We start from the raw sequence: 23,930 nt of genomic DNA on the forward strand, positions 1-23,930 counted from the left end.
ACTTCAAATACAGGGTGCCCTGGATTTCACGCAGACCTTCATAGGATGGATGCTGCAGGCTGCCCTCAGGCCTCTAGCCACGAAAACTGATCTCGGCGACCAACGTCGCGGCGGTGCAAACACGAAACCCTACCCTTGAGTGGTGCTTCGCTGCCATGGAGACAAGTAGCGCCTCTCGCCGGCAACTATCCTGGTCTGCTGCGTCGCGGCCACGCAGTCTTGCTGGCGACCAGTTCCGGCGACAAACTTGCCGACGGATTCACCAATTCAATATTCTATTTAATTAATTTAAATGTATCGTTGAGATTAAAAAATTTAATGATATTATTTAATTGTTAGGCGACTCTCCGCCTACGTGGCTACGCCTGTAGTCACCTTGGGCCGCCAACATCGTCCCCGTCGGCGGCCCAATTTCTCCTAATACGGCGATGCCCACACGCGCTCTTGCGTTGCAATGAGCCGCAGTTGCATTCACAAAATAATCTGCCTAGGTTGCATTTCGGTTCTGGGGATTCGAATGCGCTATCTGACTGATGTTCTGCGCAACTACTTTAAGCTGTCAGGTAGATCGAGGTTCCTTGGCGCGTTGAATAGGAACTGAAAGCGACAAGCAATCAGGCTTCGCTAGCAGCTTGAGGTCAGCAACTTGATCAGCCGGTCCTCGAATGTGTCGAGGTCGCTTCCCAATTCTCGCGTTGGCCCCGTAAACACCAGCCTTCCAGCGGCGACGATACTGATCTCGCTGCACAGCGTGCGGATCTCTTGCGCGTCGTGGCTGCTCAGGAATGTCGTGACTGATTCCTGCGCAGCAAGGTCTTTCAAAAGTCTCCACGTTTCCCGCTTTGCAGGGAGATCGAGGCCGCGCGTCGGCTCGTCGAGAAACAACACCTTTGGGCGGCCGAGCAGGGCGCGCGCGATTTCGACGCGGCGCTTCATGCCCGTGCTGTATGTTCCGATCAGCTTCCCGCGAAACTGTTGTGCCAATCCCACGCTGGTCAGGCAACGTTCGACCGTCTCGGAAACCCCCTCGATCCCCCGGATCCGAGCAAAGTAGGCGAGATATTCTCGCGCTGTCCAGTCTGATTGGCTCTCGCTCGTTTCGTCGCTGACGAGGCCGATCAGTTGGCGAACAGCCAGCGGCTCCGAGGCGACGTCATGGCCCCATAGCCTTGCGCTTCCCGAAGTCGGTGGCAGAAGGGTGGTCAGCATCCTAATTGTGGTGGTCTTGCCGGCGCCATTGAGGCCGAGGAATCCATAGAGCTCGCCTTTCGCCACCTTGAAGCTGATTTCGTCGACTGCAACCAGAGAGCCGAAGCTGCGACTGAGGGCGTGCGTTTCGATAGCGAAATCGGTCATCGCGTCCGCCTCCAGCGATTGAACATCGCACCGATGCAGACGATGGGGACTACGGCGCCCACGACTGCCATTTCTGCCAGCGCATTCGGAACGTGGGCTTCAACGGCGGCGCGCGCCTTCAGCGTATTCGGTTGCGTGCCGCCCTCGACAATGTAGGACGCGTCGAGGTCGATCGGGTAACGAATGCCGCCAATGTCCCATGGCGCCGTCGGAACGATGTCGACAGGAATCCGGGCGACCCACCCAATTTCAACGCGACGTCCATCTGCGTCTGTCGGTCCGATGCCTGCTGCATAGACGCGTGTCTCAAGGTTGCGCAGGAGGTCGTGGGGTAACACCCGGACATCGAGTCCGCTTTGGCCGACGACGTGAACGTCCAGCTGGACAAGCCGCTGCGTCACGTCGACCGGAAGATACAAAAGCAGGTCCTGGCGCGTTGCTTGGCCGGTTGGAAGTGAGGGCCATTTATCGCGATTGAGGAGGGTGTCGCAGCAGGAGGCTGGAAGCGGTTCGTAGGGCTCGACAAGCGCAAGTTGGCCGCCGCCGCGCAGAAAAAGACCGGGTATGGATGGGGCGCCATTTTGGGCGGGGGCAGCTTTGCCATAGTTGGTATCGCCGAAGACAATAGGCACCAGTACGAGCGTCAGAATACCGAGGGCGATGATCCAACGCTGTCGCGAACTGGCTTCCCAGGACTCGACCCCCTGCGCCCGCAGGAAGATCCATGCGGATAGGGCAAACGATCCGACGACGACGATCGCCAGGCAAATCCAGGTGCTTGCGGTGGTATTTGGAATTTCGCCAGTCGCGAGCGTGAAGCCTAGTCCGTTCTTCAGCAGCACCAGCGGACTCGCCAGCGTCACATGTCCCATCGCGGTGGCGCCGAAACCTCGGGTAACTAGCAGTTCCTGCAGCGGCGGCAGCACGGCATAAACAAGCATGATGCCGACGCCCGTCGCCACAGGGGGAGCCACGCTTCTTCCGATGAACATGACCCCGACGAGCGTGCCCACCGCAATACTGACCAGCAGGATGCCCGGCGTCCAAAGGAGATACATCTCAAGCAGGAAAGGCATGCCGACATTGGCAATGTAAACGGCCGCAAGAGGTGCTACGGCTACATAGTAGGCGAGGGCGACCGTCAGTAGCACGAGGATTTTGGCAAGGAACCATTTGGCCCGGTCCACCGGAGCGGTGAAGACGCTCTCCACAAATCTGGTTGCACGGGGACTTGCGATCGTTCCTGCCGAAAGAGGTAGGAAGCATATGGGGGCCAGGAAATAGGCAATGACGCCGTAGCCGTCGAGCCAACTGTCTTGGGAGGCGACGGCGGAGAGCCCGCCCAGTCCGAGCAGGACGACCGCGACGCCCAGCCAGGCGAAGCGTCCGCGCATCAGGGCGCGCAGTTCTTCTCTATAGAGCGTTAGCACGCGATGCCGACCTCCTTTCCTTCGGGGAGCCGGGCGCCGCCGATGATTCTTGTGTAGGAGCGGTGACAGGGGCACGGCGGAAGTGACGCCCTTGCGAGGCCAGACCGCTAAAGGCCAGGTAGACCACCGGGGTCGTAAACAGCGTGAGGACCTGGGAAATGAGCAATCCGCCAACGATGGCAATTCCCAACGGCGTGCGGAGCTCCGATCCTGGCCCGGTGCCAAGCGCCAGAGGCAGCGCCCCGAACAGCGCTGCGAACGTCGTCATCATGATGGGACGGAAACGCAGGAGGCAAGCCTGGCGGATGGCAGCCTGCGGCGGCAGGTGCTGCTCGCGCTCGGCGTCAAGGGCGAAGTCGATCATCATAATGGCGTTCTTCTTCACGATACCGATCAGCAGAATGATCCCGATCATTCCCATGATCGAAAGATCTTGGCCGCAGACAAGGAGCGCGAGCAAGGCGCCCAATCCCGCTGAAGGCAGGGTCGATATGATGGTCAGCGGATGCACCACGCTCTCGTAGAGAACGCCGAGAACGATGTAGACGGCAACCACGGCGGCCAACAGCAGCCACGGCTGACTGCTGAGCGAATCCTGGAACGCGCGCGCCGTGCCTTGGAACGTGCTTGCCACAGTGATTGGCATGCCAACAGTAAGCTCGGCGGCATGAACAGCGTCGACAGCCTGGCCGAGTGACGTTCCCGGCGTGAGGTTGAAGGACAGCGTTGTCGCGGGCAGCGAGCCTTGATGGTTGATGGTCACTGGCATCACCCCATCATGTACGGAAGCAAGGACGCGCAGCGGCACCAGTGCTCCGGTGGTGGACGAGCGTACGAAGAGATGGTCGAGAGCGGCGGTCGTTAATTGAAAGGAGGGGTCGAGTTCCTCGACGACGTGATACTGGCTAACCTGCGTAAACAAGGTCGCGACCTGACGCTGGCCGAAGGCGTCGTAGATCACATCGTCGATCGCTTGCACGCTCACACCGAGCCGTGAGGCGGTTGGGCGGTCGATGACGAGCGTCGCGCTCGTCGCGGCTGCTTCCCGATCGGAGGTCACATCCTGAATTTGCGGAATGGACGACATGGCCTTTTGCATTGCGTCCGACCACTGCGTAAGTTCGGCGGTGTCGCCATCCTGAAGTGTGTACTGGTACTGAGTAGCGGAAGGACGGCCGCCCACCTGGATGTCCTGGCGGATTTGCATGCCAAGAGTCAGCCCCTCCACGGCCGCGGTTGCCTTCTTCAATCGGGCCATCACCTGGGCTGCGGTCGCCTGACGCTCGCCGAATGGCTTGAGATTGATTTGCACCTGGCCAATGGCCGAAGAGGGGCTTGGGTTGATCCAGTAGGCGACATTGTCGACACTCGGATCGGCCATGATGATCTTGCCAAGTTCCTGCATTCGGTTCGACATGGCATGGAACGATATGTCCGTCGCCGCCTGTGCCCGTCCTTGGATGAAACCGGTATCCTGCTGCGGCAGAAAGCCTTTGGGGACCACGGTGTAGAGCCAGAGTGTCGTAGCTAATGTCAGCAGGGTGACAAGAAGCGCGATGGACCGGTGTCGCAGGACGACGTCGAGGCAGGCGCCGTAGCCGTGCGCAGCGGCGTCGAACGCTCGTTCAAACGCCCGGTAGAGTCGCCCATGCGATCGTTCCTGCTCATGATGGATCAGCCATCCGCAAAGCATCGGTGTAACGGTGAGGGAAACGAGGCCAGACATCAGGACCGCAACGCTCACGGTGACCGCGAACTCTCGAAAAAGGCGGCCGACGATTCCTCCCATCAGCAGAATGGGGATGAACACGGCGATGAGCGACACCGTCATCGATATGATGGTGAATCCCACCTCGCTCGCGCCATCGATCGCCGCCTGAATCTTGGTTTTGCCCATCTCGATATGACGGATGATGTTCTCGATCATGACTATGGCGTCATCGACCACAAATCCGGCGGCGATGGTGAGGCCCATCAGCGAAAGATTATCGAGGCTGTCGCCGAGCAGATACATGACGCAGAACGTGCCCAACAAGGACAGCGGGATCGTGATGCTCGGAATTAGCGTAGCCCAGATATTTCTGAGGAAAGCAAAAATCACCGTGACGACAAGCGCGATCGTGATCAGCATCGTGATCTGGACGTCATTGACCGACGCGGTGATCGTTTGTGTACGATCTCCGACGACGGACAGTTTCGCGGCTGCTGGCAGGCCGGCTTCAAGCGCCGGCAGCCTGTCCTTGATCCGCTGGATTGTCTCGATGACATTGAAGCCGGGCTGCTTGTGGATGTCGATCATGACGGCGTGCTTGGACTGCAACCAGGCAGCCTGATGGGTGTCGAGAGGGCCGGTCACGACCGTGCCGAGGTCCTGCAGCCGGATCGGGGCGCCGTCCTTGTAGGCGACAATCATGGATTCGTAGGATGGCACGTCGACGATCTGGTCGGTGGCATTGAGAACGACCGCCCGGTCGGATCCACTCAACAAACCCTTCGGTGCGTTGACGGTCTGAGCGGAGATCACGCTTCTGATGTCTTCGAGGCTGAGGCCGCGCGACGCGAGCCTATCGGGATCCAGGCGGATACGCACCGACGGCCGTTGGGGACCATGGAAGTCCACCAGCCCTACGCCGGTCATCTGAGAGAGCTGCTGCGCGATGACGTCTTCTGCGTAATGATCAAGATCGGTGAGAGGGAGTAGATCGGAGGAGAGGGCAAGCGTCAGGAGCGTTGCCTCGGCTGGGTTCGTTTTTTCGTAAGTTGGTGGGTTCGGGAGGTTCTTGGGCAGGTTGCCTGCGGCGGCGTTGATGGCAGCTTGAACGTCCTGGGCAGCGCTGTTGATGTCGCGCGTCAGATCGAACTGGAGCGTAATGTTGGTCTGGCCGGACGAACTCGACGAGGTCATCTGCGTGATGCCGGACACGTTTGCGAGCTGGTTTTCAAGCGGCGTAGCGACTGATGTCGCCATCGTGTCCGCGTTTGCCCCCGGCAAGCTGGTCTGGATCTGGATCGTCGGAAAGTCGACCTGCGGCAGGGGTGCCACCGGTAGGCTGAAATAGGCGACTGCGCCGAGCAGCACGACTGCGAGAGCGAGCAAGGCCGTGCCGATCCGACGGCGGATAAAAACCTCCGAGAGGGTCATGTCGAAGGCCCTGTGCTTTGTTTGAGTCGCCGGTCTCGGTCCTAGGACTGATTAGGCTTCCTTTGGTCAATCGTGATTGGCCGTCGAGCACAATTTCCTGGCCGGGTAACACGCCTGATAGCAGTGCGGTATAGCCGTCGACAGTGAGGCCAGTGTTGACTGCAACGGCCGACACCGTCTTGTCCGGTCGGACGACGAAGACATATGAACCGTCCTGGCCGTTCTGGACAGCGGCCGAGGGAACGACGGTCTCGTTATGATCAACGCCCATGAGAACGCGAGCGTCCACAAGTTCTCCGGGCCAGAGCACTCGTGCGTCGTTGGGAAAAACGGCCTTCAGCCGGACCATGCCCGTGGCGACGTCGATCTGGCTGTCGATGACCTCAAGCTTTCCATCTGCGAGGTGACGGCTGCCGTCGCGACTGTCGACGGCGACGGCAAGATCGCCTTGTGTCTGCCCTGCGACAAGCGCCGGCAAGTCGTCCTGCGGAAGGGAGAATCGCACGGCGATGGGAGACATCTGAGTAATGCTGACGAGACCGGTCGAGTCGCTTGCATGGACGACGGCGCCCTCGTCGACCTGCCTCATGCCCGCCCTCCCGGCAATCGGCGCCTTTACAGTCGTGAATTCGAGGTTGAGTTTGGCGGCATCGATCGCCGCCTGGTCGCCGGCCAAGGCTGCCGTGAATATGGCGACCTGAGCTTTGGCTGTCTCCACCGCCTGGTTCGTTCCCGCGCCTGAGGTACCTAGCTTCTCGGCGCGAGCCTCATCCACTCTCGCGTTGTTGAGGGATGCCTGGTCTTTCTGATATGCGGCCTCGGCCTGCGCAAGTTGGGCCTCGTACGGGCGACGGTCGATCTGCGCGAGGACATCTCCGGCTTGAACGTCTCTCCCTTCCTTGAAGCCTATCGCCTGCAACTGTCCGTCAGCACGGAACTTGACGTCGATGGCATTGAGCGAAATCACCGTGCCGAGCCCGGATCGCTCAATTCGGAGATCGCGAGTCGAGGCCTTTGCCACCGTCACTGGAATTGCCGCGGGCTTCGAGGACGGAGCGGCCTCACCGCTTTTCTTGGCCTGTGGGAACGGCCACCTGTTGTTGGGCTGCAAGACGAACCAGCCGCTGCCGAAAATAGCGCCGAGCACAAGGGTTGTCACGAGCGCCTGCAGCCAGCGATTGCTGCGAGATGGTCGCTCCTCGTCCATGTTTTTCACAAACTGTCTCCGCCATCATCCGTTGCGGCGCGAGGACACGATCGGGCCTCGGCCCGTCGCATTCCTCGCGACGGATTCGCATCATGGTCGCCCTTCGATGGAGCTGGCGTCTCACGAACGTGAAATTCGATTCAGGATGGCAGTTGCTTCGTCCGACTTCGTGCGTTCAGGGCGTGCGGGTACCTGCTGAGGCAATCATGTAGCCCGCGCCCGGCACGGTCTGAATGAGTTGCGTATCGAAACCGTTGTCGAGCTTGCGCCGCAGGCGATGAATGTGCATTTCGATAATGTTGCCACGGGGTTCGAAGTCGTAATTCCAGCCTGCCTCGAGCAGCATGGACCGGGTGACGACCTGGCCCGCATGAAGCATCAATGTCTGAAGCAACAAGAACTCGCGGTGGTGAAGCGCGATCGGTCGTCCGGCGCGCGCTGCGCTTCGCCGCCGCAGATCGAGCTCAAGGTCGCCGACGCGCAACATGGTGGTGTTGCGGTGACGGCCAGCGCGGCGGCTTAGCGCTTCGAGCCGGGCAAGAACCTCTGAAAAGGCGTAGGGCTTGACGAGATAATCGTCGCAACCAGCGCGAAGGCCCTCGATCCGATGGCTGGTGGTGGCAAGTGCGCTAATCATGAGAATCGGCAGTTCAAGCTGATCGTCACGAAGACGCCGCACGATATCGAGTCCGTCCATCCCTGGAAGCATCCTGTCTAGGATCATGGCATCGTAGATGCCCTCGAGAGCCATGGTCAAGCCGGTATCGCCATCGGGTGCCCGGTCGACGATGTAGCCGCTCTCCGACAAACCCCGCGTCAAATATGCGGCGGTCTTTTCATCGTCTTCTACGATCAGGATACGCATGATTTTGCCGTCCGATGCGAGATTAAGCGATTCAACGAACACCGGTCGCTACCGAAGCCAGTCCCGCAATCGGCTCACATACTTGGGTGCACATTGCGGAAAAGCCAAGATTAATTAGATTTCATGTTCGTGCGAAGCATAGGCTGATATTCAAGTGAGATAGTGGCTGCACACGCTAGGCTGGTTGACTTGAGTCGACACGGCTGGCAACTGGTGCCGGAGAAATGCGATGTCACGAATCCTGGTGGTCGAAGACGATGAGCGAACCTCGGAGGAGATCGAGGCCGCGCTTGCCGATGCTGCCCATCGTGTCGAGCGGGTGGCCACCGGGCGTGAAAGCATTCTTTTGGCTATTGCCGAGACGTTCGATGCCATTATTCTCGACCGCATGCTGCCGGGCGATGTCGACGGCCTCGGTGTCCTTGCAGCGCTGCGCGCTGCGGGCGTGCAGACACCGGTCCTCATCCTGAGTGCACTGTCGGCCGTGGACGAGCGTGTTCGCGGCCTCAAGGCTGGCGGGGACGACTACCTGACTAAACCGTTCGAATTCCTGGAATTGACGGCACGACTGGACGTTCTCATGAAGCGGCGATCCGGCCCGATTGTCGCGACAGTCCTGCGCGTCGGTGATCTGGAGCTGGACCTCCTGAGGCACGTGGTACGCCGAGCAGGCGATGTCGTCGATCTGTTGCCACGTGAATACCGTCTTCTGGAATATCTTATGCAGCATGCAGGTCAGATCGTCACCAGAACGATGCTTTTCGAGGAAGTTTGGCACTATCGCTATGACGAACCGACCAACCTGATCGACGTGCATGTGAGCAAGCTGCGCCGTAAGATCGATCAAGCGGGTGCCGCTTCCATGATTCAAACCATCAGGGGCTCGGGCTATGTTCTTGCAGCGCCTAAATGACATCTGCCGGACGACCAGCTTTCGCCTGTCGATGTCGTTCCTGGCCTTGTTCGGGCTAGCGTCCCTTGTGCTCTTCAGTTTCATGTATCTTGAAACGAAGAACTTCATGCAGAACAAGGTCGACGAATGGGTCCGGAGCGAAGTGCAGGAGTTTGCCCAGCGTCCTATCGATGACATAGTCTTTCGGCTGGGAGGCCGAACAGCGCGAGGGCCGGATGTCGAGCGTCCGATCGCATTGTTCGACAAAGCGGGCGTTCGCGTGGCTGGCAGCGACATTCTGCTTCCGTCAACGGCTCCCGACGGAGATGGTTTGTTCGATTTCAGAATTCAGGGACCTCCGGGACATACGCATTTCCGCGGCGTGGTCCACCGCCTCGCGTCTGGACACAGTCTGCTGGTCGCCCAAGACGTCGGTGAGTTGCGCGAGTTCGACGAAGTGCTTTCCGGTGCGATGCTGCTCGCCGGGACTATCATAGCCGCCATGGGGCTGGCCGGGGCCGCTATAGTGGGGACCGGCGCAGTCGGCCAAATCGATGGCATTACGCGTGCCGCGCGCGACATCATGGCAGGCGACCTTTCGAAGCGGCTGCCGGCGCGGGGCAATTCAGGAGACGTCGCCCGGTTGGCGAACGTGGTCAACGAGATGCTTGCCGAGATCGAGCGGTTGATGCACGAGGTCAAGGGTGTCTGCGACAACATTGCTCACGATTTGCGCACACCTCTAACGCGTCTGCTGGCAGGACTTGAGCGGGTCCAACGTCGCGCCTCCTCGATGGACGACTATCGCCACGGCGTCGACGAAGCCATCGGCGAGACGCAAGCTGCCCTTAGAACATTCAGCGCGATGCTCAAGATTTCTGAGATCGAGGATGGTGTCCGCCGGTCCGGCTTCAGGCCGGTCGATCTTGTCGCCGTGACTGCGGACGCAGTCGATTTCTACGAGCCGGCGGCAGAAGAAAAATCAATCGATATCAGCTTCTCAGTCGAGGGGTCGCCGGATGCCACCATACCCGGTGAGCCGAGCCTATTATTCGAGGCGATCGGCAATCTCGTCGACAATGCGATCAAGTTTACGCCAGAGGGCGGGCGCGTTTCGGTCAGAATCCTTGACGGGCCCGAGGGAGCCGGCGTCGCGGTTTCAGATACGGGACCAGGAATTCCAGAACGGGAGTGCGAGGCCATTCTCAGGCGCTTCTATCGGACGGAACGAAGTCGCCACACGCCCGGCAACGGTCTGGGGCTCAGTCTCGTAGCGGCCGTTGCCCGTCTGCATGGAATGATTTTGATCATTGACCAGCCGACGATGGGCGCCTCCGTCTCGCTGCGCTATCCGATCACGCCAGGCACATCGAAGTACTAAATTAGAACCACATGGAGCCGTCTAGGTCCGCTCTCTCCATCCGAGCGGCGTCAGTCGCAAAGGGTGTGGGCGGCTCAATCTTGATGGAGTAGTTCGAGGCAATGACGCTTCAGCCGAAAACTCGGGCGACGTGACGATATCGGTCGAACGTGGTCGCGGGAAGGGGACGGTACCTTCCCGCGATCCTCGATCTTGAAACCTGACAATCCTTCAAGGACTGGCCGAGACCTACAAGATCAAAACTCTTCCCAGGATGCCACTGCGGCTCCGCCGGAGCCACCGAATGCGCCGGCAATTTTGGACCGGAGCGAGCGCGCCGGCGATGCGGTGGGACTGGACCGTTCCGTCGCGGTAGCCGGTCGTGCATGGCTGCGTTCGCTTTGCAGATTGAATTGCCCGAGGAGGTCATTCAGCGCTGTCACCTCCTTGGCCAGGCTATAGCTTGCGGCGGTAGACTCCTCGACCATGGCTGCATTCTGTTGCGTTCCCTGGTCGATGCTGTTGACGGCCGTGTTAATCTCCTGCAAGCCGGTTGCCTGTTCGCGCGCGGCTTCGACGATCGCTCGTACATTGCGGTCGATCTCTTCCACCTCCCTGACGATCTGCTGGAGCGATTGCCCGGTTTTGGTGACAAGATCGACGCCGCTGCCTACCTGCTGACCGGACGTCGAAATGAGCGTCTTGATCTCCTTGGCGGCAGTGGCGGATCGCTGCGCAAGCTCGCGCACTTCCTGCGCGACGACGGCAAAACCCTTGCCGGCTTCGCCCGCACGTGCTGCCTCGACGCCGGCGTTGAGGGCAAGCAGGTTCGTCTGGAAGGCTATATCGTCGATCACGCTGATGATGTTGCTGATTTCGCCCGACGATTTCGAGATTGCCTCCATTGCGGCAACCGCCTCCTGCATGACTTCGCCGGACTTCTCGGCGCCGATGCGAGCACGGCCAACCAGCGAGCTTGCTTCCTCTGCGCGCCGAGTGGAATCCTTGACGGTCGTGGTGATTTCCTCAAGTGCGGCTGCCGTCTGTTCGACGGAGCTTGCCTGTTGCTCCGTACGCTTGGAGAGATCGTCCGCGGCAGAGCGGATCTGGTTGGCGCCGGCCGCGATGGCTTGGCCACCTTGGCCGATGGCGCGCAGCGTTTCCTCAAGCTTTGCCATCGATGCGTTGAAGTCTGCTCTCAGGCGATCAAGATGAGCGACAAATGGCTGCTCGATGCGGTAGATCAGGTTGCCGTTTGAAAGCTCGGCCAGACCACTTGCAAGGCCATCGACGGCAAATTGGATGTCAGCCGTGTCCTTGGCCTTTTGAGCCTCGCGTTCCAACCTCTCTTTTTCTGAGAGACTGCGACCGTCGGCAGCTTCCTGTTCCAGGCGGATTCGTTCGACGGCATTGTCACGGAACACCGCGACGGCCTCGGCCATCTGACCGACTTCGTCCCTGCGTCCGATGCCCGCAATTTCCTCCTCGGTCTTGCCGTCAGCAAGTGAGACCATGCGCGCCCGCAGGCGTTCGATAGGCGCGGCGATGCCGCGTGCTGAAACAACGGCTGCAATCAGGATCGCAGCGGCAAAAAGAATGCCGAGCGCGATCAGCGTATTCGTAACGGTGCTTGACGTATGCTCGTTGAGCGTGTCGCTCTTGGCGCTAATGTTCTTGTTGAAGGTATCGAGCCACTGCCGAACGGCGAGAACTTCGTCATTGATGAGTGGGTCCGCTTGCTTCAAGAGTTTGCTGGCGGTCTCGTTGTCATCTACGAGCCCGGCCTTCACGGCCCGATCCGTCAGTGCAATGATGCTGTCGGCCTTCGCTGCCAGCCTGTCGATGGCATCTGCTTCGGCGGGGATCAACTGCTTGACCGATGCGAAACGAGCGAGAAGGACCTTCTTGTTCTCCTCGTAGTTTTTCGAGAACGTACTCATCTGCGGATCTTTCGTGCTGTAGACTAGGATCTGATAGGCGTTGTAGCTCATAGCGGTAACGCGCTGGCTAGCCCTCGACATCTCCACAGCCGCCGTTTCATCCTTCGAGATGAAGTTCGAATAGGTCGCGACACTGTCTTTATATTGGCTGGACATAAAGAAGACGCCCGCAATGCCGATCAAACAGATCGGAATCATGATGGAGAGTACTTTCGTCCTGATTTTGGCGTTCTGGAGAAATGACATGATGTCGCTTGCCTTTCGTGAAGAGCTGACAACTGCCTGCGCACCGCAGCGCGTTCGTACTGAAAATTGCCTGCTTTGGGATCGGGAGCATCGCAGTAAAGAGCATCCTGCTCGTCGCCGATGGCGCTGCACCGTCAAAACTGGCAGAGACATCTGATGAAACAATTAATAACGAAAAATCGTACTAATTGAATAAAGTACTTCTGTCACTTGTTGGCGGGTGAAATAACTATTATAAGTTGTTTTCACGAAGATTTATGCAATTTAAAAAAATGTTGTCTAAATATAATTTGACAATTTAGTTTTAGATATACCGTTGAATGGTAGAGCAGGCTTTGTTGATTCCAACTTTTACTTGTTGTTTGCTTTGATTGCATTCAGGTGGAAAAAATACAACCACGACCTACATTAGCGCATGCGCATTGAAAGGCGAGGTGCAAGCAGCTCCAGCATAGTCAACATCATTAAAGATCGGAATCGGTCTAAGCGTTGGGTCAATGCACCAGCGCCTCAATGCGGCGGACCAGTATGAATACGGCCATGGACATGAAGGCTGGGCCACCGATCCTGTTTGGGCCTTGCAGGGTGAATGAACAAGCACCGTGCAGGAGGCGCATTAGGGCCGGGAGCGTGGCGCGGCCACATCATCTGTCTATTTTCTAAATCGCTGTTATCCTGTGCTTTTATTTGGGGTGTCTGCTGTTCGACTCCTATCAGGCGTGAGTCTTTAGAGATCGCCGCGATGTTGTCCCGGAGGGGCTTTAAGTCCGCATGTTCGGCTTTTTGATACTCTGATTAGATCTCATCAGCCTGTACGCAGCCACTTGGCAACCGTTCGACTGGCTTCGGCTAGCGCCTCGTAAACGTCAGCATTTCGAAGTAGCGCGAACAAGAATGCACCACTGAATCGGTCCCCAGCTCCGATCATGCTTTTAGCCTCGACGACTAATTCCGGCTCGACATAGTCTGCATGGAACTTGTTGTTCGTTTCGATTGACACTGTGCTTGCGAGTGCCAATGGCCGACTGGCCGGCGCCGGACACGGCTTCTTCATGTTCACAAAGGACGCTGCAAAGCAGAAGGTCCTCTGGGAATTCATGAAGTTCGCGACGGGCCAGAAAGGCCAGATGATCCTGGCAAAGAATTCCGGATATATGCCGATCAATATCCTTGCATCGAAGGATCCGGCCTTCCTGGACGCCTATTTCAGGATCAATCCCTATCATCGCGGCGTCGTCGAACGGCTGGCCATTACAGGTGACCAGTTCTCTTTCCCAAGCGACAACACCGTGAAGATCGTCCAAATGATGGCCGATCAGATGCACGACGTGATCACCCATCGCATAGGGGCCGATGAAGCATTGGCTCGCATGGCGTCGCAAACGCGCAAGCTGCTGAGCTGAGCTTCGGACCGACCGATACCCTTCAAACGTCCAGGATTACGATAATGAAACGTCTACTATCGATCTTCGGTGCGATTGGTCTGCTTACCTTCGCCGTGACCGCGCAGGCAGAGCAGATAACGCTCCACCTTACGCATGCCTTCCCGAACCGCGACAGCCTCTTTCTAAAGCCGATCGCCGAAAAATTCATGCAGCAAAACCCTGACATCAAGATTGAGCTTGAGGCGAATGCGACCGACTGCCCGGCGCTGCTCCAGCAGCTGCTCCGAGACGGTGTGACGGGTTCGCTTCCCGATATGGTATCGGGCGTCTGCTACACCGACATGCCGACGCTGGCGGAGCGCGGCATGCTTACTCCGTTGGACAAGCTCATTGCCGATGACGCCGACTGGAAGAATGTCGGTGTCGCACCCGGCGCGCTCGCGACGACAACCGTCCAGGGACACGTCTTCGCGATTCCGCAATCGGTGTCTGCAAGCATCGCCTACTACAATATGAGCTTGATCAGGAAAGTTCGGCCGGACCTCAAAAAATTTGAGCTTTCCTGGAGCGACATCCTGGCGATTGCGGATGACCTCAAGAAAATCCTCCCCGGACGTCATGCCGCTTTTCTTCGAATACTATGCAGACAGCTATAACTGGACTTTTAATTCGCTCCTGCTGAGCCACGGTGGGAACGTTTTCACCGACGATGGCAAGATCGGCTTCGATTCAAAGGCGGGACGAGACTCACTGGATCTGATGCAGCGTTTCGGGCAGATGGGAATGGTTGACATGACGGCCGAGCAGGCGCGACAAGCTTTCGCCTCCGGCAAGATCGGCATCTACTTCGCTTCGAATTCTCGCTTGAAGACGCTGACTGCCAATGCAAGTTCCTCGCTCGATATCCAGACCGGGCCGTTTCCGCAATCTGCGGCAGACGGAAAGCTTGCTTCCGGCGGCGGCGGCTTGGCGATCACCAGCAAGGATCCCAAGAAGATCGCAGCTGCCTGGAAGTTCCTGAAATTCACTTCGGGACCGGAAGCGCAGACGATGATTGTTAAGGCTACCGGGTTCACTCCGGTCAATACGCTCGCCGTCAAGGATCCGGCCTATCTCGGAGACTACTACAAGGCCAACCCGAACGCGCTGCCTGCCATTGAAGAGCTTCCGAGAATCAAGATTCAGAACCTCTATCCCGGCGACAACGGCCAGCGCATCACGACGGTCATCCGTGACCATCTTCAAAGTGTCGTCACCCTAAAGCAGACGCCCGCGGAAGTTATGCCGAAGATGGTGGCAGACGTCGAAAAGCTGCTGCCCAAACACTGACCCGCATCCATCTGCATTCTCGGTCGGTCGAGCCGAGAATGCGTTCAGCTCTCATTCGAGAAAGACCCGATCATGCCCGTTGAAATTCACTCTCGCGAAGCGGCCATGCAGCACGTCTGCCGATTCCGATGAAGCCGCCCCTTTGTTCCGAGATGATTGCGCCCCTTGATTCCGGGATGATCTCGCCCCCTGTTTAGTGGGGTCTGCAGGCGATGATTGTTGTCAGTCCATTTAGGCGGGGTGTCAAGCTTTTCGGGGCAGGTTTCGGCGTAGGCTATCGCCGCTCAATTCGATGCGATGGGCGTTGTGAACGAGGCGATCCAGGATGGCATCAGCATAAGTCGGGTTTCCTATGACGTCGTGCCATGCCGACACCGGAAGTTGGCTGGTAATGATGGTTGATCTGCGGCCGTAGCGATCTTCCAGGATTTCGAGGAGGTCGTGCCGGGCCTGTTCGTTGAGCGGTTCGAGACCCCAGTCGTCGAGGATCAGGACTTGAACATGGCCCAGGGTACGTTGCAGCCGAGCATACCTGCCGTCGCCGCGAGCAAGTGCGAGCTGAGCAAACAGTCGTGGGACACGCTGATAGAGAACGGAACGATCGTCACGGCAAGCCTTGTGGCCGAGAGCGCAGGCTAACCAGCTTTTTCCGACACCCGAGGGTCCGCAAATGGCCAGATTGTCATGAGCGTTGATCCAGTCGCCGCCGAGCAGCTTCATGAAGAGCGCGCGATCAAGGCCGCGCTCGCTGCGGTAGTCGACATCTTCCGGGGTGGCCTGGTGGCGAAGCTTGGCAAACCTGAGGCGTGCGGCAAGCTTACGATCGTAGCGGGAACTCCACTCCCGTTCGAGCAGCAGTCCTAGCCACTCGGCATGCGAGAGATGTTCGGCTTCGCCGTTGGTGACGAGCTCCCCGAAGGCCTTTGCCATGCCGGCCAGGCCCATGGAATTGAGTTTGTCGAGTGTTGGATGGGCAAGCATTCTTTGTTCTCCTTAGTGGTAATAGCGAGGTCCACGGATGTTTTCGTGTTGGATAGGCTCATGCGAAGGTGGTCCATTGGTGGAGGCGGCTCGATCGAGATGATTGTCGAGGATGGAGCGCACCGAACCGTAGGTCCGGGCCCCGATCTCAAGCGCACGGCTGCAAGCAGCGTTCACTCTGTCGCGGCCAAAGCTTTTGTTCAGGCGGATAATTCCCATGCAGGCTCGAAAGCCCTGCTCCGGGTGCGGCCTGTCGGCGAGGATCTTCTCACACAGCAATGCAACCTCCGGCCCGATGGAAGAGGCCTCGCGTTGAATGCGTTCGATCGTCCAGTCGGCAAAGCGGCGGTGGGCCGAGGGCATGTGATCGGGGATTGTGGTGTGCTTGCCGTTACCGCTGGAGCGGCGATGAGCGGCTATTCGCTCGCCTTTGTGGAATATCTCGATCGTATTGGCGGTGATGCGCGCCTCGACTTGCTCGCGAGCAAAGCGATAGGGAACGGAGTAATAATGCCGCTCGATCTCGACGTGGTAATCCAATCCAGCACGCCGGATACGCCATTCCGCAAAGACATAGCGTTCAACGGGCAATGGCCTTAAAGCGGGCCGGTCGAGCTCTTCGAACAATTGGCGGCGCGTGACGCCAACCCGGCGAAGGACACGCCTGTCGTTCAAATCATATAGCAAGTCGGCAATCGCCGCATTGACTTCGGCCAGACTGTAGAAGGTGCGATGGCGGAGGCGGCCCAGCAGCCAACGCTCGACGATACGAACCGCAGCCTCGACTTTCGCCTTGTCGCGGGGGCGTCTCGGCCTCGTCGGCAGGACGGCGCTGCCATAATGCGCTGCCATCGCGCAATACGTCCGGTTGACCTGGGGATCGAAGTGGCACGCCTTGATGATCGCCACCTTGGCATTGTCGGGAACCAGCAACGCCGGCGCACCGCCGAAGAACTCCAGCGCCTGAACATGGCATTCGACCCAGTCCGGAAGCGTCTCGGTCCAGCGCGCCTGCGCGAACGAAAGACTGGATGCCCCCAGGACAGCGACAAATAAATGGGCCTGCCGTGTTTTGCCCGACAGCCGATCAACGACAACAGTGACCGTGTCGCCGGCGTAGTCGACGAACAATTTGTCGCCCGCCATATGATCCTGCCGCATCGTCACCGGCAGCTTCAACGCCCAGCCGCGATAGAGGTCACAATATCGGCTGTAGCGGTAACCATCGGGATAACGGCTTATGTATTCGTCCCAGAGAATTTGCAGCGTCACGTGCTTGCGCTTGAGCTCGCGATGGACTTGCACCCAGTCAGGCTCCGGTGCGCGACGATGACCCGTCTTCGTCCCAGCCGCACGGTAGAGCGCCGCCTCCAGGACGGCATCACTCACGTCATCATCCAACGGCCACGAAAGCCCCGCAGCCGCCGCCCGTCGCAGCGTCTCGCGCACCGTCGAGGCTGCTGCTCCGACCCGAACCGCAATCGATTTGTGGCCCAGCCCTTGCTCGGACCGATATCTCAGTATCTCGCGGACACGCCGCATCTCCAGTCTCTCCGCAGGCATCCCGTTCCTTCCTTGTCATCATTGACGGAAGGAACTTCACACCGGCAGAACACCCTTGCCACATCCCTCCGTAGGGGGCGGCATCATCTCGGAACAAGGGGGCGACTAATTCTCGGAATTGGGGGGCGACATCATTTCGGAATCAGGGGGCGGATTGCCTCGGAATTTGCAGCACGTCGATGGCGCCGATGATCGGCACTTCGTGGCTGAACTCGAAACCGGTTATCTTTGGCTCAGCCGCAATCGACAATATTTCAGAGGCTATTGCTTTTTCGCAGCCAAGCAGCGGGCCCGCGAGCTTCATGAAATGCCTGAAGAGCTTCGCAGCAGACACCTTTTGGAAATGTCTCTTGTAACCGAAGCCGTGCAGCTTGCCTTCAATCCGAAAAAATGAACGTCGCCTTCTTCGGCAACCTTTGGGCCCACGTCCATTGGAACATCATACCGCGCTATGGCAACGACCCGCTTCCCGAAGATTCGATCTGGACGCTCGATCGCAATTTGATCGAATCGCACTTCCTGTCTGACGAGGAACTCGCAATCGTGCGAACAGAATTGCGAAATACCTTATCGCAACTCTGCAGGCGCGATGGGATCGACGTTATCTTCGCCTGATCCGCAATTGAACATTCATCGCCATAAACCGCACGGCTGGCGAAGTCGGAGCGATAAGAGACACCACGATGCTACCTGCACCCTGCAACATCCGTTACGGAATCGGTAAAGACGATCACTATGATCTCGGTCGCACCCTGGACGAAGTTTCGCACGCGGACATCGTTGCACTCCAAGAAATTGACGTCGGTTGGTCAAGAACCGACTTCCACGGTCAGGTCGAGATGATCAAACAACGGTTTCCAGGCTACGCCGTCGCCTGGGGACCGAATATCGATACCATGTCTTCGCGCGGCGCCACGGAACGTCGGCAGCATGGCAACGCTATCGTTTCGCGCTATTGCCCCATATTGTCGTGTCGTTTGGCACTTCTGTGGTTGCCGCCCGTTTTGCAAGAAGTTTCTGACCTTTTGTGCGTGTGATCGAGTGCGGTCTTCTGTCAGGCCTTTCGTTGCGACGCTTCCAAAGGCCGCCGGCCGGTATGGTGATCTGCGGAGCGGGTCCAAATCTTAATTCCGAGCTTGCATGCTCAAAGTGCCAAACTGGTTTTCCCGTCCCGATCGGTTCGATCATGCGCCCATTCTGGTCATTGCCTTCTCACACCCGTCTCCCTGCGTTACTCAGGCATGCTCTGCATGAAGTTCATACAGCCATGCCCGACGCCGGAACTCGATAATTTTCACCCTTCGCCAGCATGGCCCAGATCGCCCGCGCCATCTTGTTTGCGAGAGCGATCGCCACCAGCATGCGCGGCTTTCTTGCCAGCATCCGGGCCAGCCACGAACCGTCAGCAATCCGTTTACGACCCATCCATGTGATGCGCGACATCGCGCCAATGATCAGCAACCTGCGAATGTCGGCCTGCCCAGCTTTGGAAACGCGGCCAAGGCGCTCTTTCCCGCCGGAGGAAAACTGTTTTGGGACAAGACCAAGCCATGCCGCAAAATCACGGCCGCGACGGAAGCTTCTCATTGCCGGCGCGAAGGCTTCAACGGCCATTGCCGTCATCGGGCCGACGCCGGGCATGGTCTGAAGCCGCTGCGCGATATCCGTCTGCTTGGCGACCTCTCCAATTTTCTTTGTCTTATCATCGATCCTGGCGGTCTTCTCCGCAATCTGAGCCAAAAGATCGCGGCACTCTTCCTGGACGAGCTGAGGCAGATCATTGCCTATTTCATCGAGAATGGCCTCGATACGCTTGATATGACTGATCCCCAACGGAACGACATGACCGTATTCGTAGAGCACGGCGCGCAAAGCATTGACCAGTTCGGTGCGCTGATGGACGATGCGCTCGCGTGCGCGGAATAAGATCGCTCGTGCTTGCTGAGCTTCCGTCTTTGGTTCGACAAAGCGCATTTCGGGACGCTGCGCGGCAGTGACAATCGCCTCGGCATCTGCAGCATCATTCTTCTGCCTTTTGACAAAGGGCCGCACATATTGCGGGGCGATTAGCTTGACTGCATGTCCAAGCTTCACCAGCTCGCGCGCCCAGAAATGCGCGCTACCGCACGACTCCATAACCGCGACGCATGGCGGCTGCGCTTCCATAAACCTGAGAAATTGCACGCGGCCAATTTTCTTGCGGAACTTCACTTCCCCCATCATCGATGCCCCGTGAAGCTGAAATACATTTTTTGCCAGATCAATGCCAATCATAGTATCGTACATTCCGCCGTCCTCTCCGCTCGGTGGCCCTAACGAACCACCATCCTGGCACATTGCGATGCCGTTGGGGGAGGGCGGCAACCATCCCATCTTAAACGTAAGAATGTGGCCGTTTCTTTCTTGGTTGAGGATGCACTGGAGCTGGCGGAGCACACAGAGATTTGACAATGTGTGGCCCCGCACCCAGCCGGGGGGTGCGTCTCGGCGCAAACGGCCCTCGTTTGAGAAAATCGACCGAACTGTTATGCGCCACTAGCGGTCATACGGTTAGATGGTCGCGCGAATACTCTCTGACAGCTAGCAGCACGGGCATGAGGCTAGACCCAGCGCGCGTCAGCCGGTACTCGACATGGGGAGGTTGCTCACCAAAGTCCTGTCTCTCGACAAGCCCGTCGCCTTCGAGTTCCCGCAGATGCTGGGTCAGCATTTTCTGCGAGATACCCGGCATGTCGCGCAGCAGCTGCGAACTGCGCATCGATGGAGCGGCAAAGAGGCGAAACAGTATCGCTAATTTCCACCTCCCGCTCAACATCCTGAAGACACGACCAACATGCCCTACAGAGCCGTCCGGTCCTAGGCAAACTGCCCGCTCCTCGTGATCCATGGGCACTTTTAAGTGCGTAATTGCCTCATCCATCGTCCTACTTTCTTATCCCGCATCGAGTTTAACATGGGAACGCGTCGATGGATTTGAAACTAGACGGAAAGATCGCGCTGGTGACGGGCGGCAGCAAGGGAATCGGCGAGGGCATTGCCCGCGGCCTTGCGCGCGAGGGGGCCATCGTGATCATCCACGGTCGCAATAGGGCCAAAACCGAGCAAGTCGCACACGACATAATTGTCGAAGGCGGCCGTGCGCATGTGGTCATCGGCGATTTAACTCAGGAAGATGAGGTGCAGCGTCTGATCGATGAGGCCCAAGCCTTCGTGCGGCCCGTCGAGATCGTCGTCAACAATGCTGGAGGCTCCGGCGGGCAGGAGGACTGGGCGACGACGCGACCGGAGACTTGGGCGGCGGGCTATGACCGCAATGTGGTTACGGCTGTCAGGATCACCGCCCGCCTGCTGCCTGCCATGCGTGCGGCGAAATGGGGACGGGTCGTTAATATCTCTAGCCTCGCAGGCATGATGCCGCCCGCAGCAAGACCGGATTACGCAGCGGCCAAGGCGGCGATGATCGCCATGACCGCCTCGCTCGCCAAGTCCGTCGCGATGGACGGCATCACGGCGAATGCCGTATCGCCGGGAACGATCCACAGCATCAGCCTCGACGAGGCTTTCCGCAAGGCGGCCGTCGGCCGGGGTCTTGCCGCCGATGCGCCTTGGCCGGATGTCGAGCGGGAGATTCTGCCGCTTTTCGCGCAAGTTCCGATGGGGCGGGTCGGCAACCTTGAGGAGATCGCCGATGCCGTCGCCTTTCTCGTCAGCCCGCGAGCTAGTTACGTTACCGGCGTTAACTTGAGGCTCGACGGCGGCCTCTGGCCCGGACTCTGAGCTTCGTCGGCTTTAAGCCGATCTCGGACCTCCACACCAACGCCTTTGGATGTCTGCTTTTGTTAATAACCGCCTTAGCAGCGGAAAGTCCGCTTCCGGCCCCCAAATTGGTCGTTATGTCCACTCCAAGTCTCGGGCGATAGAGACGGAGAACTTTTGTAACAACAGGGTCGCTGGTTCGATCCCTTTCAACTGCCCGATTGCGGAATAGCGGGATCGACAGTTCCTTTCCTTTTCAAGGTTACCGATGCGAGTGCAATTTCTCCTTCGTCGGTCGAAGCGCAGGTTCGTGTCCGTCCTAGCGACATGTCCATCCATGCGAATCGGACACCGTCGGTGATCTTGTGCAAATTGATATGGGAGGCAGCGCGGCGGCACGTAAAATTCGACCCAGTTATGGCCGTAAGGCTTTGGGTCCGCTTTTTCCGCAGTGGCAGTAATCCCCTGTCGCTCGGTCAGAGCGGCCTTCGGCGGGACCGGATGTGGTGCGTAAACCGGCCTTGGCACAGGTGCTTGTTGAATTGCTCCTAGCCACCAGTTGCAGTAAGTGGTACGCCATAATACAATTTCCGAATTTGACTGCCGCGGCGGACTTTGCGCGCGCGACTCCGGTCTAACATTGAGGTGCAGAATGAGCGGTGCTGTGAAGGACACAGCAATCAGGGTTGAGCGTCCTGCAAAGACATTGCGGGAATTGGCACTCGATAAGGTCCGCGAAGCCATTGTGAACGGATATTTTCTCCCAGGAGATAGACTTGTCGAACGCGACATGTGCGCTCAGCTCGGCGTGAGCCGGACGATCGTGCGCGAAGTTCTTCGGCATCTGGAATCGGAAGGGCTGGTTGCCAATCTGCCAAACAAGGGCCCGATTGTTGCCCAGCTCGATCTCGACGAGGCCAAGCAGATCTACGAGATCCGCGGTGTGCTTGAGGGCATGGCAGCGCGGTTGTGCGCGCAGCGCAGAAGTCCTAATATTGTGGCGGCGCTGGAAACGTCGCTGCAGGGAATCCGCGACAGCTACCGCGACAAGGACATGCCCGGAGTGCTGGCGCACACATCTGCTTTCTATCAAACGCTGTTCACAATGGTCGACAGACATGTCGCCTGGGGCGTCGTCAATCTCCTCACGGTGCGAATAAACCATCTGCGGTCGATGACGATCAAGACGAAGAATCGAGACATCGAAGGCCCGCGCCAAATGGCGAAGATCGTGGAGGCGATCCGCAATGGTGACGGGGAGGCCGCATATAAGGCTGCCATGGACCACGTTGCCGCCGCCAGCGCTATTGCGGAAGCGGTTCTATCCGCAAAGGAATCCGCCGAATAAAGCGGTGGATGCTCCCTGCTTACAGCCGGAGCGACTGGAAATATCTTTCGACCTTTTCTTTCGATCCGTTTCGGGACGCGGGTTTGCTCGCGGGCGCGATCGCGACTCCGCAAAAGACGGCAAAGCAATATTGCAAGCTTGACACCTAACTTTGCTCGATGTGATGGTATGCCATATTAAGTAATAAGGCGGAGCATCATATGAAGTGCATTGCCGTGCCTCCCAACGCCCACCCGCATCTAAGGATATCCGAGCAGACATTGCCCGCCGAGGCTGACGCTCGCGCTTGGAGAGATCAGGTTGGCCGATATCCGTTCGAAGTGCCTTGCATCGACCTTGAAGTCTTCGTGATCTGAGGGGTTCGCCCCTGGCGGCTCCATCGGCGCCGCGGCAATTACGTGATTTTACGACGTATTTTAGAGCTTCGCTTTTGAACCTTCGCAGCGGGAAGGAATCGGCTTGACACTTTCATATTATGGCATACCATAATATATAACGTCAAAACTGAGGTGTTCGATGACCATTCAAATTCGCAAAACCGGGCTGCAGATCGAGACGACGCTGATCGAGGGTGGCAAGGCAGCGCAGGTTCCGCTGAAGCTGTTTACCGCCTACGCCGTCGTGAAGAATCCCTGGGCGGGACGTGGCTTCGTCGAAGACCTGAAGCCCGAAATTCATGCGGCCGCTCCGATCCTTGGCGAGCTGCTGACCAAGATGATCATCCAGGCCGTTGGCTCCGGCGATGGGGTTGAAGCCTATGGAAAATGCGCGGTGGTCGGTCTGGACGGCGAGCTCGAGCATGCCTCGGCGCTGATCCACACGCTTCGCTTCGGCAATCATTATCGCCATGCTGTTGGCGCGAAATCCTACCTCGCCTTCTGCAACACGCGCGGCCCTGCCAATGCGCCGATCATGATCCCGCTGATGGACAAAAACGATGAAGGGCGCCGCTCGCATTACCTGACGATCCAGACCGCGATCCCGGATGCACCCGCAGCCGACGAAATTGTCGTGGCGCTTGGCGCATCCGTGGGCGGGCGTCCCCATCATCGCATCGGCGATCGCTACCAGGATCTCAAGGATCTGGGCCAAGACGTCGCCAACCCCGCCGACGTTTGAAAAGGCTGGGC

The 23,930-nt window shown here is 58.3% G+C and carries 20 protein-coding genes and 1 pseudogene; 11 read left to right on the plus strand and 10 right to left on the minus strand.

What is annotated here, in order from left to right; translation table 11 throughout:
- Window positions 1-624 precede the first annotated feature (624 nt).
- From CCGE525_RS22655 to CCGE525_RS22675, 5 genes and pseudogenes are all read right to left on the minus strand, one after another.
- Window positions 625-1,356, minus strand: coding sequence for an ABC transporter ATP-binding protein (locus CCGE525_RS22655; RefSeq protein ID WP_120706635.1), 732 nt, complete (start codon window positions 1,354-1,356; stop codon window positions 625-627).
- Entirely contained in the window at window positions 1,353-2,786 is a 1,434-nt protein-coding gene (locus CCGE525_RS22660) for an ABC-2 transporter permease (RefSeq protein WP_120706636.1), read from the minus strand. Before CCGE525_RS22660 ends, CCGE525_RS22655 begins: the two co-directional genes overlap by 4 nt.
- Window positions 2,770-5,928: an efflux RND transporter permease subunit gene (locus tag CCGE525_RS22665; protein WP_120706637.1), complete on the minus strand. Its 3,159-nt coding sequence runs from the start codon at window positions 5,926-5,928 to the stop codon at window positions 2,770-2,772. Before CCGE525_RS22665 ends, CCGE525_RS22660 begins: the two co-directional genes overlap by 17 nt.
- A gap of 58 nt (window positions 5,929-5,986) precedes the next feature.
- A pseudogene (locus tag CCGE525_RS39060) lies at window positions 5,987-7,135 on the minus strand (efflux RND transporter periplasmic adaptor subunit); the annotation flags it as partial.
- A 175-nt stretch (window positions 7,136-7,310) separates the two neighbouring features.
- Window positions 7,311-8,000 carry a response regulator transcription factor gene (locus CCGE525_RS22675; protein ID WP_120708578.1) on the minus strand — a complete coding sequence of 230 codons (690 nt, stop codon included), beginning with the start codon at window positions 7,998-8,000 and terminating at the stop codon, window positions 7,311-7,313.
- A gap of 229 nt (window positions 8,001-8,229) precedes the next feature.
- Between CCGE525_RS22675 and CCGE525_RS22680 the strand changes: the two genes are divergently transcribed.
- Both CCGE525_RS22680 and CCGE525_RS22685 read left to right on the plus strand, forming a co-directional pair.
- Complete coding sequence (locus CCGE525_RS22680) at window positions 8,230-8,913, plus strand: response regulator transcription factor (RefSeq protein WP_120706639.1); 684 nt, start codon at window positions 8,230-8,232, stop codon at window positions 8,911-8,913.
- The gene (locus tag CCGE525_RS22685; RefSeq protein ID WP_120706640.1) at window positions 8,891-10,273 is read left to right on the plus strand and encodes a sensor histidine kinase; all 1,383 of its coding nucleotides are present in this window, start codon (window positions 8,891-8,893) and stop codon (window positions 10,271-10,273) included. Before CCGE525_RS22680 ends, CCGE525_RS22685 begins: the two co-directional genes overlap by 23 nt.
- Before the next feature lie 236 nt (window positions 10,274-10,509).
- Here the strand turns inward: CCGE525_RS22685 and CCGE525_RS22690 are convergent, their stop codons facing one another.
- Entirely contained in the window at window positions 10,510-12,438 is a 1,929-nt protein-coding gene (locus tag CCGE525_RS22690) for a methyl-accepting chemotaxis protein (protein ID WP_120706641.1), read from the minus strand.
- Here CCGE525_RS22690 and CCGE525_RS38400 point away from each other — a divergent pair.
- From CCGE525_RS38400 to CCGE525_RS22705, 4 genes are all read left to right on the plus strand, one after another.
- On the plus strand, window positions 12,365-12,595 hold the full coding sequence (locus tag CCGE525_RS38400) for a hypothetical protein (RefSeq protein WP_162950254.1): 231 nt from the start codon (window positions 12,365-12,367) through the stop codon (window positions 12,593-12,595). The two genes, CCGE525_RS22690 and CCGE525_RS38400, sit on opposite strands and share 74 nt — an antisense overlap.
- A gap of 823 nt (window positions 12,596-13,418) precedes the next feature.
- A complete protein-coding gene (locus CCGE525_RS22695; protein WP_120706642.1) occupies window positions 13,419-13,841 on the plus strand; it encodes a type 2 periplasmic-binding domain-containing protein in 423 nt (140 codons plus the stop codon).
- Window positions 13,842-13,885: 44 nt separating this feature from the next.
- Window positions 13,886-14,479 carry an ABC transporter substrate-binding protein gene (locus CCGE525_RS22700; RefSeq protein WP_120706643.1) on the plus strand — a complete coding sequence of 198 codons (594 nt, stop codon included), beginning with the start codon at window positions 13,886-13,888 and terminating at the stop codon, window positions 14,477-14,479.
- Window positions 14,412-15,152, plus strand: coding sequence for an extracellular solute-binding protein (locus CCGE525_RS22705; protein ID WP_120706644.1), 741 nt, complete (start codon window positions 14,412-14,414; stop codon window positions 15,150-15,152). The genes CCGE525_RS22700 and CCGE525_RS22705 overlap by 68 nt, the downstream gene beginning before the upstream one ends.
- A 243-nt stretch (window positions 15,153-15,395) precedes the next feature.
- Here the strand turns inward: CCGE525_RS22705 and istB are convergent, their stop codons facing one another.
- Window positions 15,396-16,133: an IS21-like element helper ATPase IstB gene (gene istB, locus CCGE525_RS22710; protein WP_120702904.1), complete on the minus strand. Its 738-nt coding sequence runs from the start codon at window positions 16,131-16,133 to the stop codon at window positions 15,396-15,398.
- 12 nt (window positions 16,134-16,145) lie between these two features.
- On the minus strand, window positions 16,146-17,675 hold the full coding sequence (istA, locus tag CCGE525_RS22715) for an IS21 family transposase (RefSeq protein WP_120703235.1): 1,530 nt from the start codon (window positions 17,673-17,675) through the stop codon (window positions 16,146-16,148).
- Between the two features lie 223 nt (window positions 17,676-17,898).
- Here istA and CCGE525_RS38405 point away from each other — a divergent pair, with 223 nt between their 5' ends.
- Both CCGE525_RS38405 and CCGE525_RS22725 read left to right on the plus strand, forming a co-directional pair.
- Window positions 17,899-18,090, plus strand: coding sequence for an HIT family protein (locus CCGE525_RS38405; protein WP_162950273.1), 192 nt, complete (start codon window positions 17,899-17,901; stop codon window positions 18,088-18,090).
- 289 nt (window positions 18,091-18,379) lie between these two features.
- A complete protein-coding gene (locus tag CCGE525_RS22725) occupies window positions 18,380-18,733 on the plus strand; it encodes an endonuclease/exonuclease/phosphatase family protein (RefSeq protein ID WP_120706646.1) in 354 nt (117 codons plus the stop codon).
- A gap of 220 nt (window positions 18,734-18,953) precedes the next feature.
- On the opposite strand, the gene CCGE525_RS22730 is transcribed toward CCGE525_RS22725, so the two are convergent.
- Both CCGE525_RS22730 and CCGE525_RS22735 read right to left on the minus strand, forming a co-directional pair.
- Window positions 18,954-19,982: an IS110 family RNA-guided transposase gene (locus CCGE525_RS22730; RefSeq protein WP_120703055.1), complete on the minus strand. Its 1,029-nt coding sequence runs from the start codon at window positions 19,980-19,982 to the stop codon at window positions 18,954-18,956.
- A gap of 256 nt (window positions 19,983-20,238) precedes the next feature.
- Window positions 20,239-20,616 (minus strand): winged helix-turn-helix transcriptional regulator, encoded by a 378-nt coding sequence (locus tag CCGE525_RS22735; RefSeq protein ID WP_120706647.1) that lies wholly within the window; start codon window positions 20,614-20,616, stop codon window positions 20,239-20,241.
- 47 nt (window positions 20,617-20,663) lie between these two features.
- Here CCGE525_RS22735 and CCGE525_RS22740 point away from each other — a divergent pair, with 47 nt between their 5' ends.
- The 3 genes from CCGE525_RS22740 (at window position 20,664) to CCGE525_RS22750 (ending at window position 23,919) form a co-directional block, all read left to right on the plus strand.
- Window positions 20,664-21,473 carry an SDR family NAD(P)-dependent oxidoreductase gene (locus CCGE525_RS22740; protein WP_120706648.1) on the plus strand — a complete coding sequence of 270 codons (810 nt, stop codon included), beginning with the start codon at window positions 20,664-20,666 and terminating at the stop codon, window positions 21,471-21,473.
- A 631-nt stretch (window positions 21,474-22,104) separates the two neighbouring features.
- Window positions 22,105-22,800 (plus strand): GntR family transcriptional regulator, encoded by a 696-nt coding sequence (locus CCGE525_RS22745; RefSeq protein WP_120706649.1) that lies wholly within the window; start codon window positions 22,105-22,107, stop codon window positions 22,798-22,800.
- Window positions 22,801-23,316: 516 nt separating this feature from the next.
- Window positions 23,317-23,919, plus strand: coding sequence for an amino acid synthesis family protein (locus tag CCGE525_RS22750; protein WP_120706650.1), 603 nt, complete (start codon window positions 23,317-23,319; stop codon window positions 23,917-23,919).
- Window positions 23,920-23,930 lie beyond the last annotated feature (11 nt).

Source organism: Rhizobium jaguaris (genome assembly GCF_003627755.1).
GTDB classification, from domain to species: domain Bacteria; phylum Pseudomonadota; class Alphaproteobacteria; order Rhizobiales; family Rhizobiaceae; genus Rhizobium; species Rhizobium jaguaris.

Coding starts and splice junctions, on each gene's coding strand:
- istA (WP_120703235.1), bottom strand. CDS start 17,675: ATGCGGCGTGTCCGCGAGATACTGAGATATCGGTCCGAGCAAGGGCTG.
- CCGE525_RS22745 (WP_120706649.1), top strand. CDS start 22,105: ATGAGCGGTGCTGTGAAGGACACAGCAATCAGGGTTGAGCGTCCTGCA.
- CCGE525_RS22685 (WP_120706640.1), top strand. CDS start 8,891: ATGTTCTTGCAGCGCCTAAATGACATCTGCCGGACGACCAGCTTTCGC.
- CCGE525_RS22675 (WP_120708578.1), bottom strand. CDS start 8,000: ATGCGTATCCTGATCGTAGAAGACGATGAAAAGACCGCCGCATATTTG.
- CCGE525_RS22680 (WP_120706639.1), top strand. CDS start 8,230: ATGTCACGAATCCTGGTGGTCGAAGACGATGAGCGAACCTCGGAGGAG.
- CCGE525_RS38400 (WP_162950254.1), top strand. CDS start 12,365: ATGCCGATCAAACAGATCGGAATCATGATGGAGAGTACTTTCGTCCTG.
- CCGE525_RS22665 (WP_120706637.1), bottom strand. CDS start 5,928: ATGACCCTCTCGGAGGTTTTTATCCGCCGTCGGATCGGCACGGCCTTG.
- CCGE525_RS22705 (WP_120706644.1), top strand. CDS start 14,412: ATGACCTCAAGAAAATCCTCCCCGGACGTCATGCCGCTTTTCTTCGAA.
- CCGE525_RS22730 (WP_120703055.1), bottom strand. CDS start 19,982: ATGTACGATACTATGATTGGCATTGATCTGGCAAAAAATGTATTTCAG.
- CCGE525_RS22690 (WP_120706641.1), bottom strand. CDS start 12,438: ATGTCATTTCTCCAGAACGCCAAAATCAGGACGAAAGTACTCTCCATC.
- CCGE525_RS22740 (WP_120706648.1), top strand. CDS start 20,664: ATGGATTTGAAACTAGACGGAAAGATCGCGCTGGTGACGGGCGGCAGC.
- istB (WP_120702904.1), bottom strand. CDS start 16,133: ATGCTTGCCCATCCAACACTCGACAAACTCAATTCCATGGGCCTGGCC.
- CCGE525_RS22725 (WP_120706646.1), top strand. CDS start 18,380: ATGCTACCTGCACCCTGCAACATCCGTTACGGAATCGGTAAAGACGAT.
- CCGE525_RS22735 (WP_120706647.1), bottom strand. CDS start 20,616: ATGGATGAGGCAATTACGCACTTAAAAGTGCCCATGGATCACGAGGAG.
- CCGE525_RS22655 (WP_120706635.1), bottom strand. CDS start 1,356: ATGACCGATTTCGCTATCGAAACGCACGCCCTCAGTCGCAGCTTCGGC.
- CCGE525_RS22750 (WP_120706650.1), top strand. CDS start 23,317: ATGACCATTCAAATTCGCAAAACCGGGCTGCAGATCGAGACGACGCTG.
- CCGE525_RS22700 (WP_120706643.1), top strand. CDS start 13,886: ATGAAACGTCTACTATCGATCTTCGGTGCGATTGGTCTGCTTACCTTC.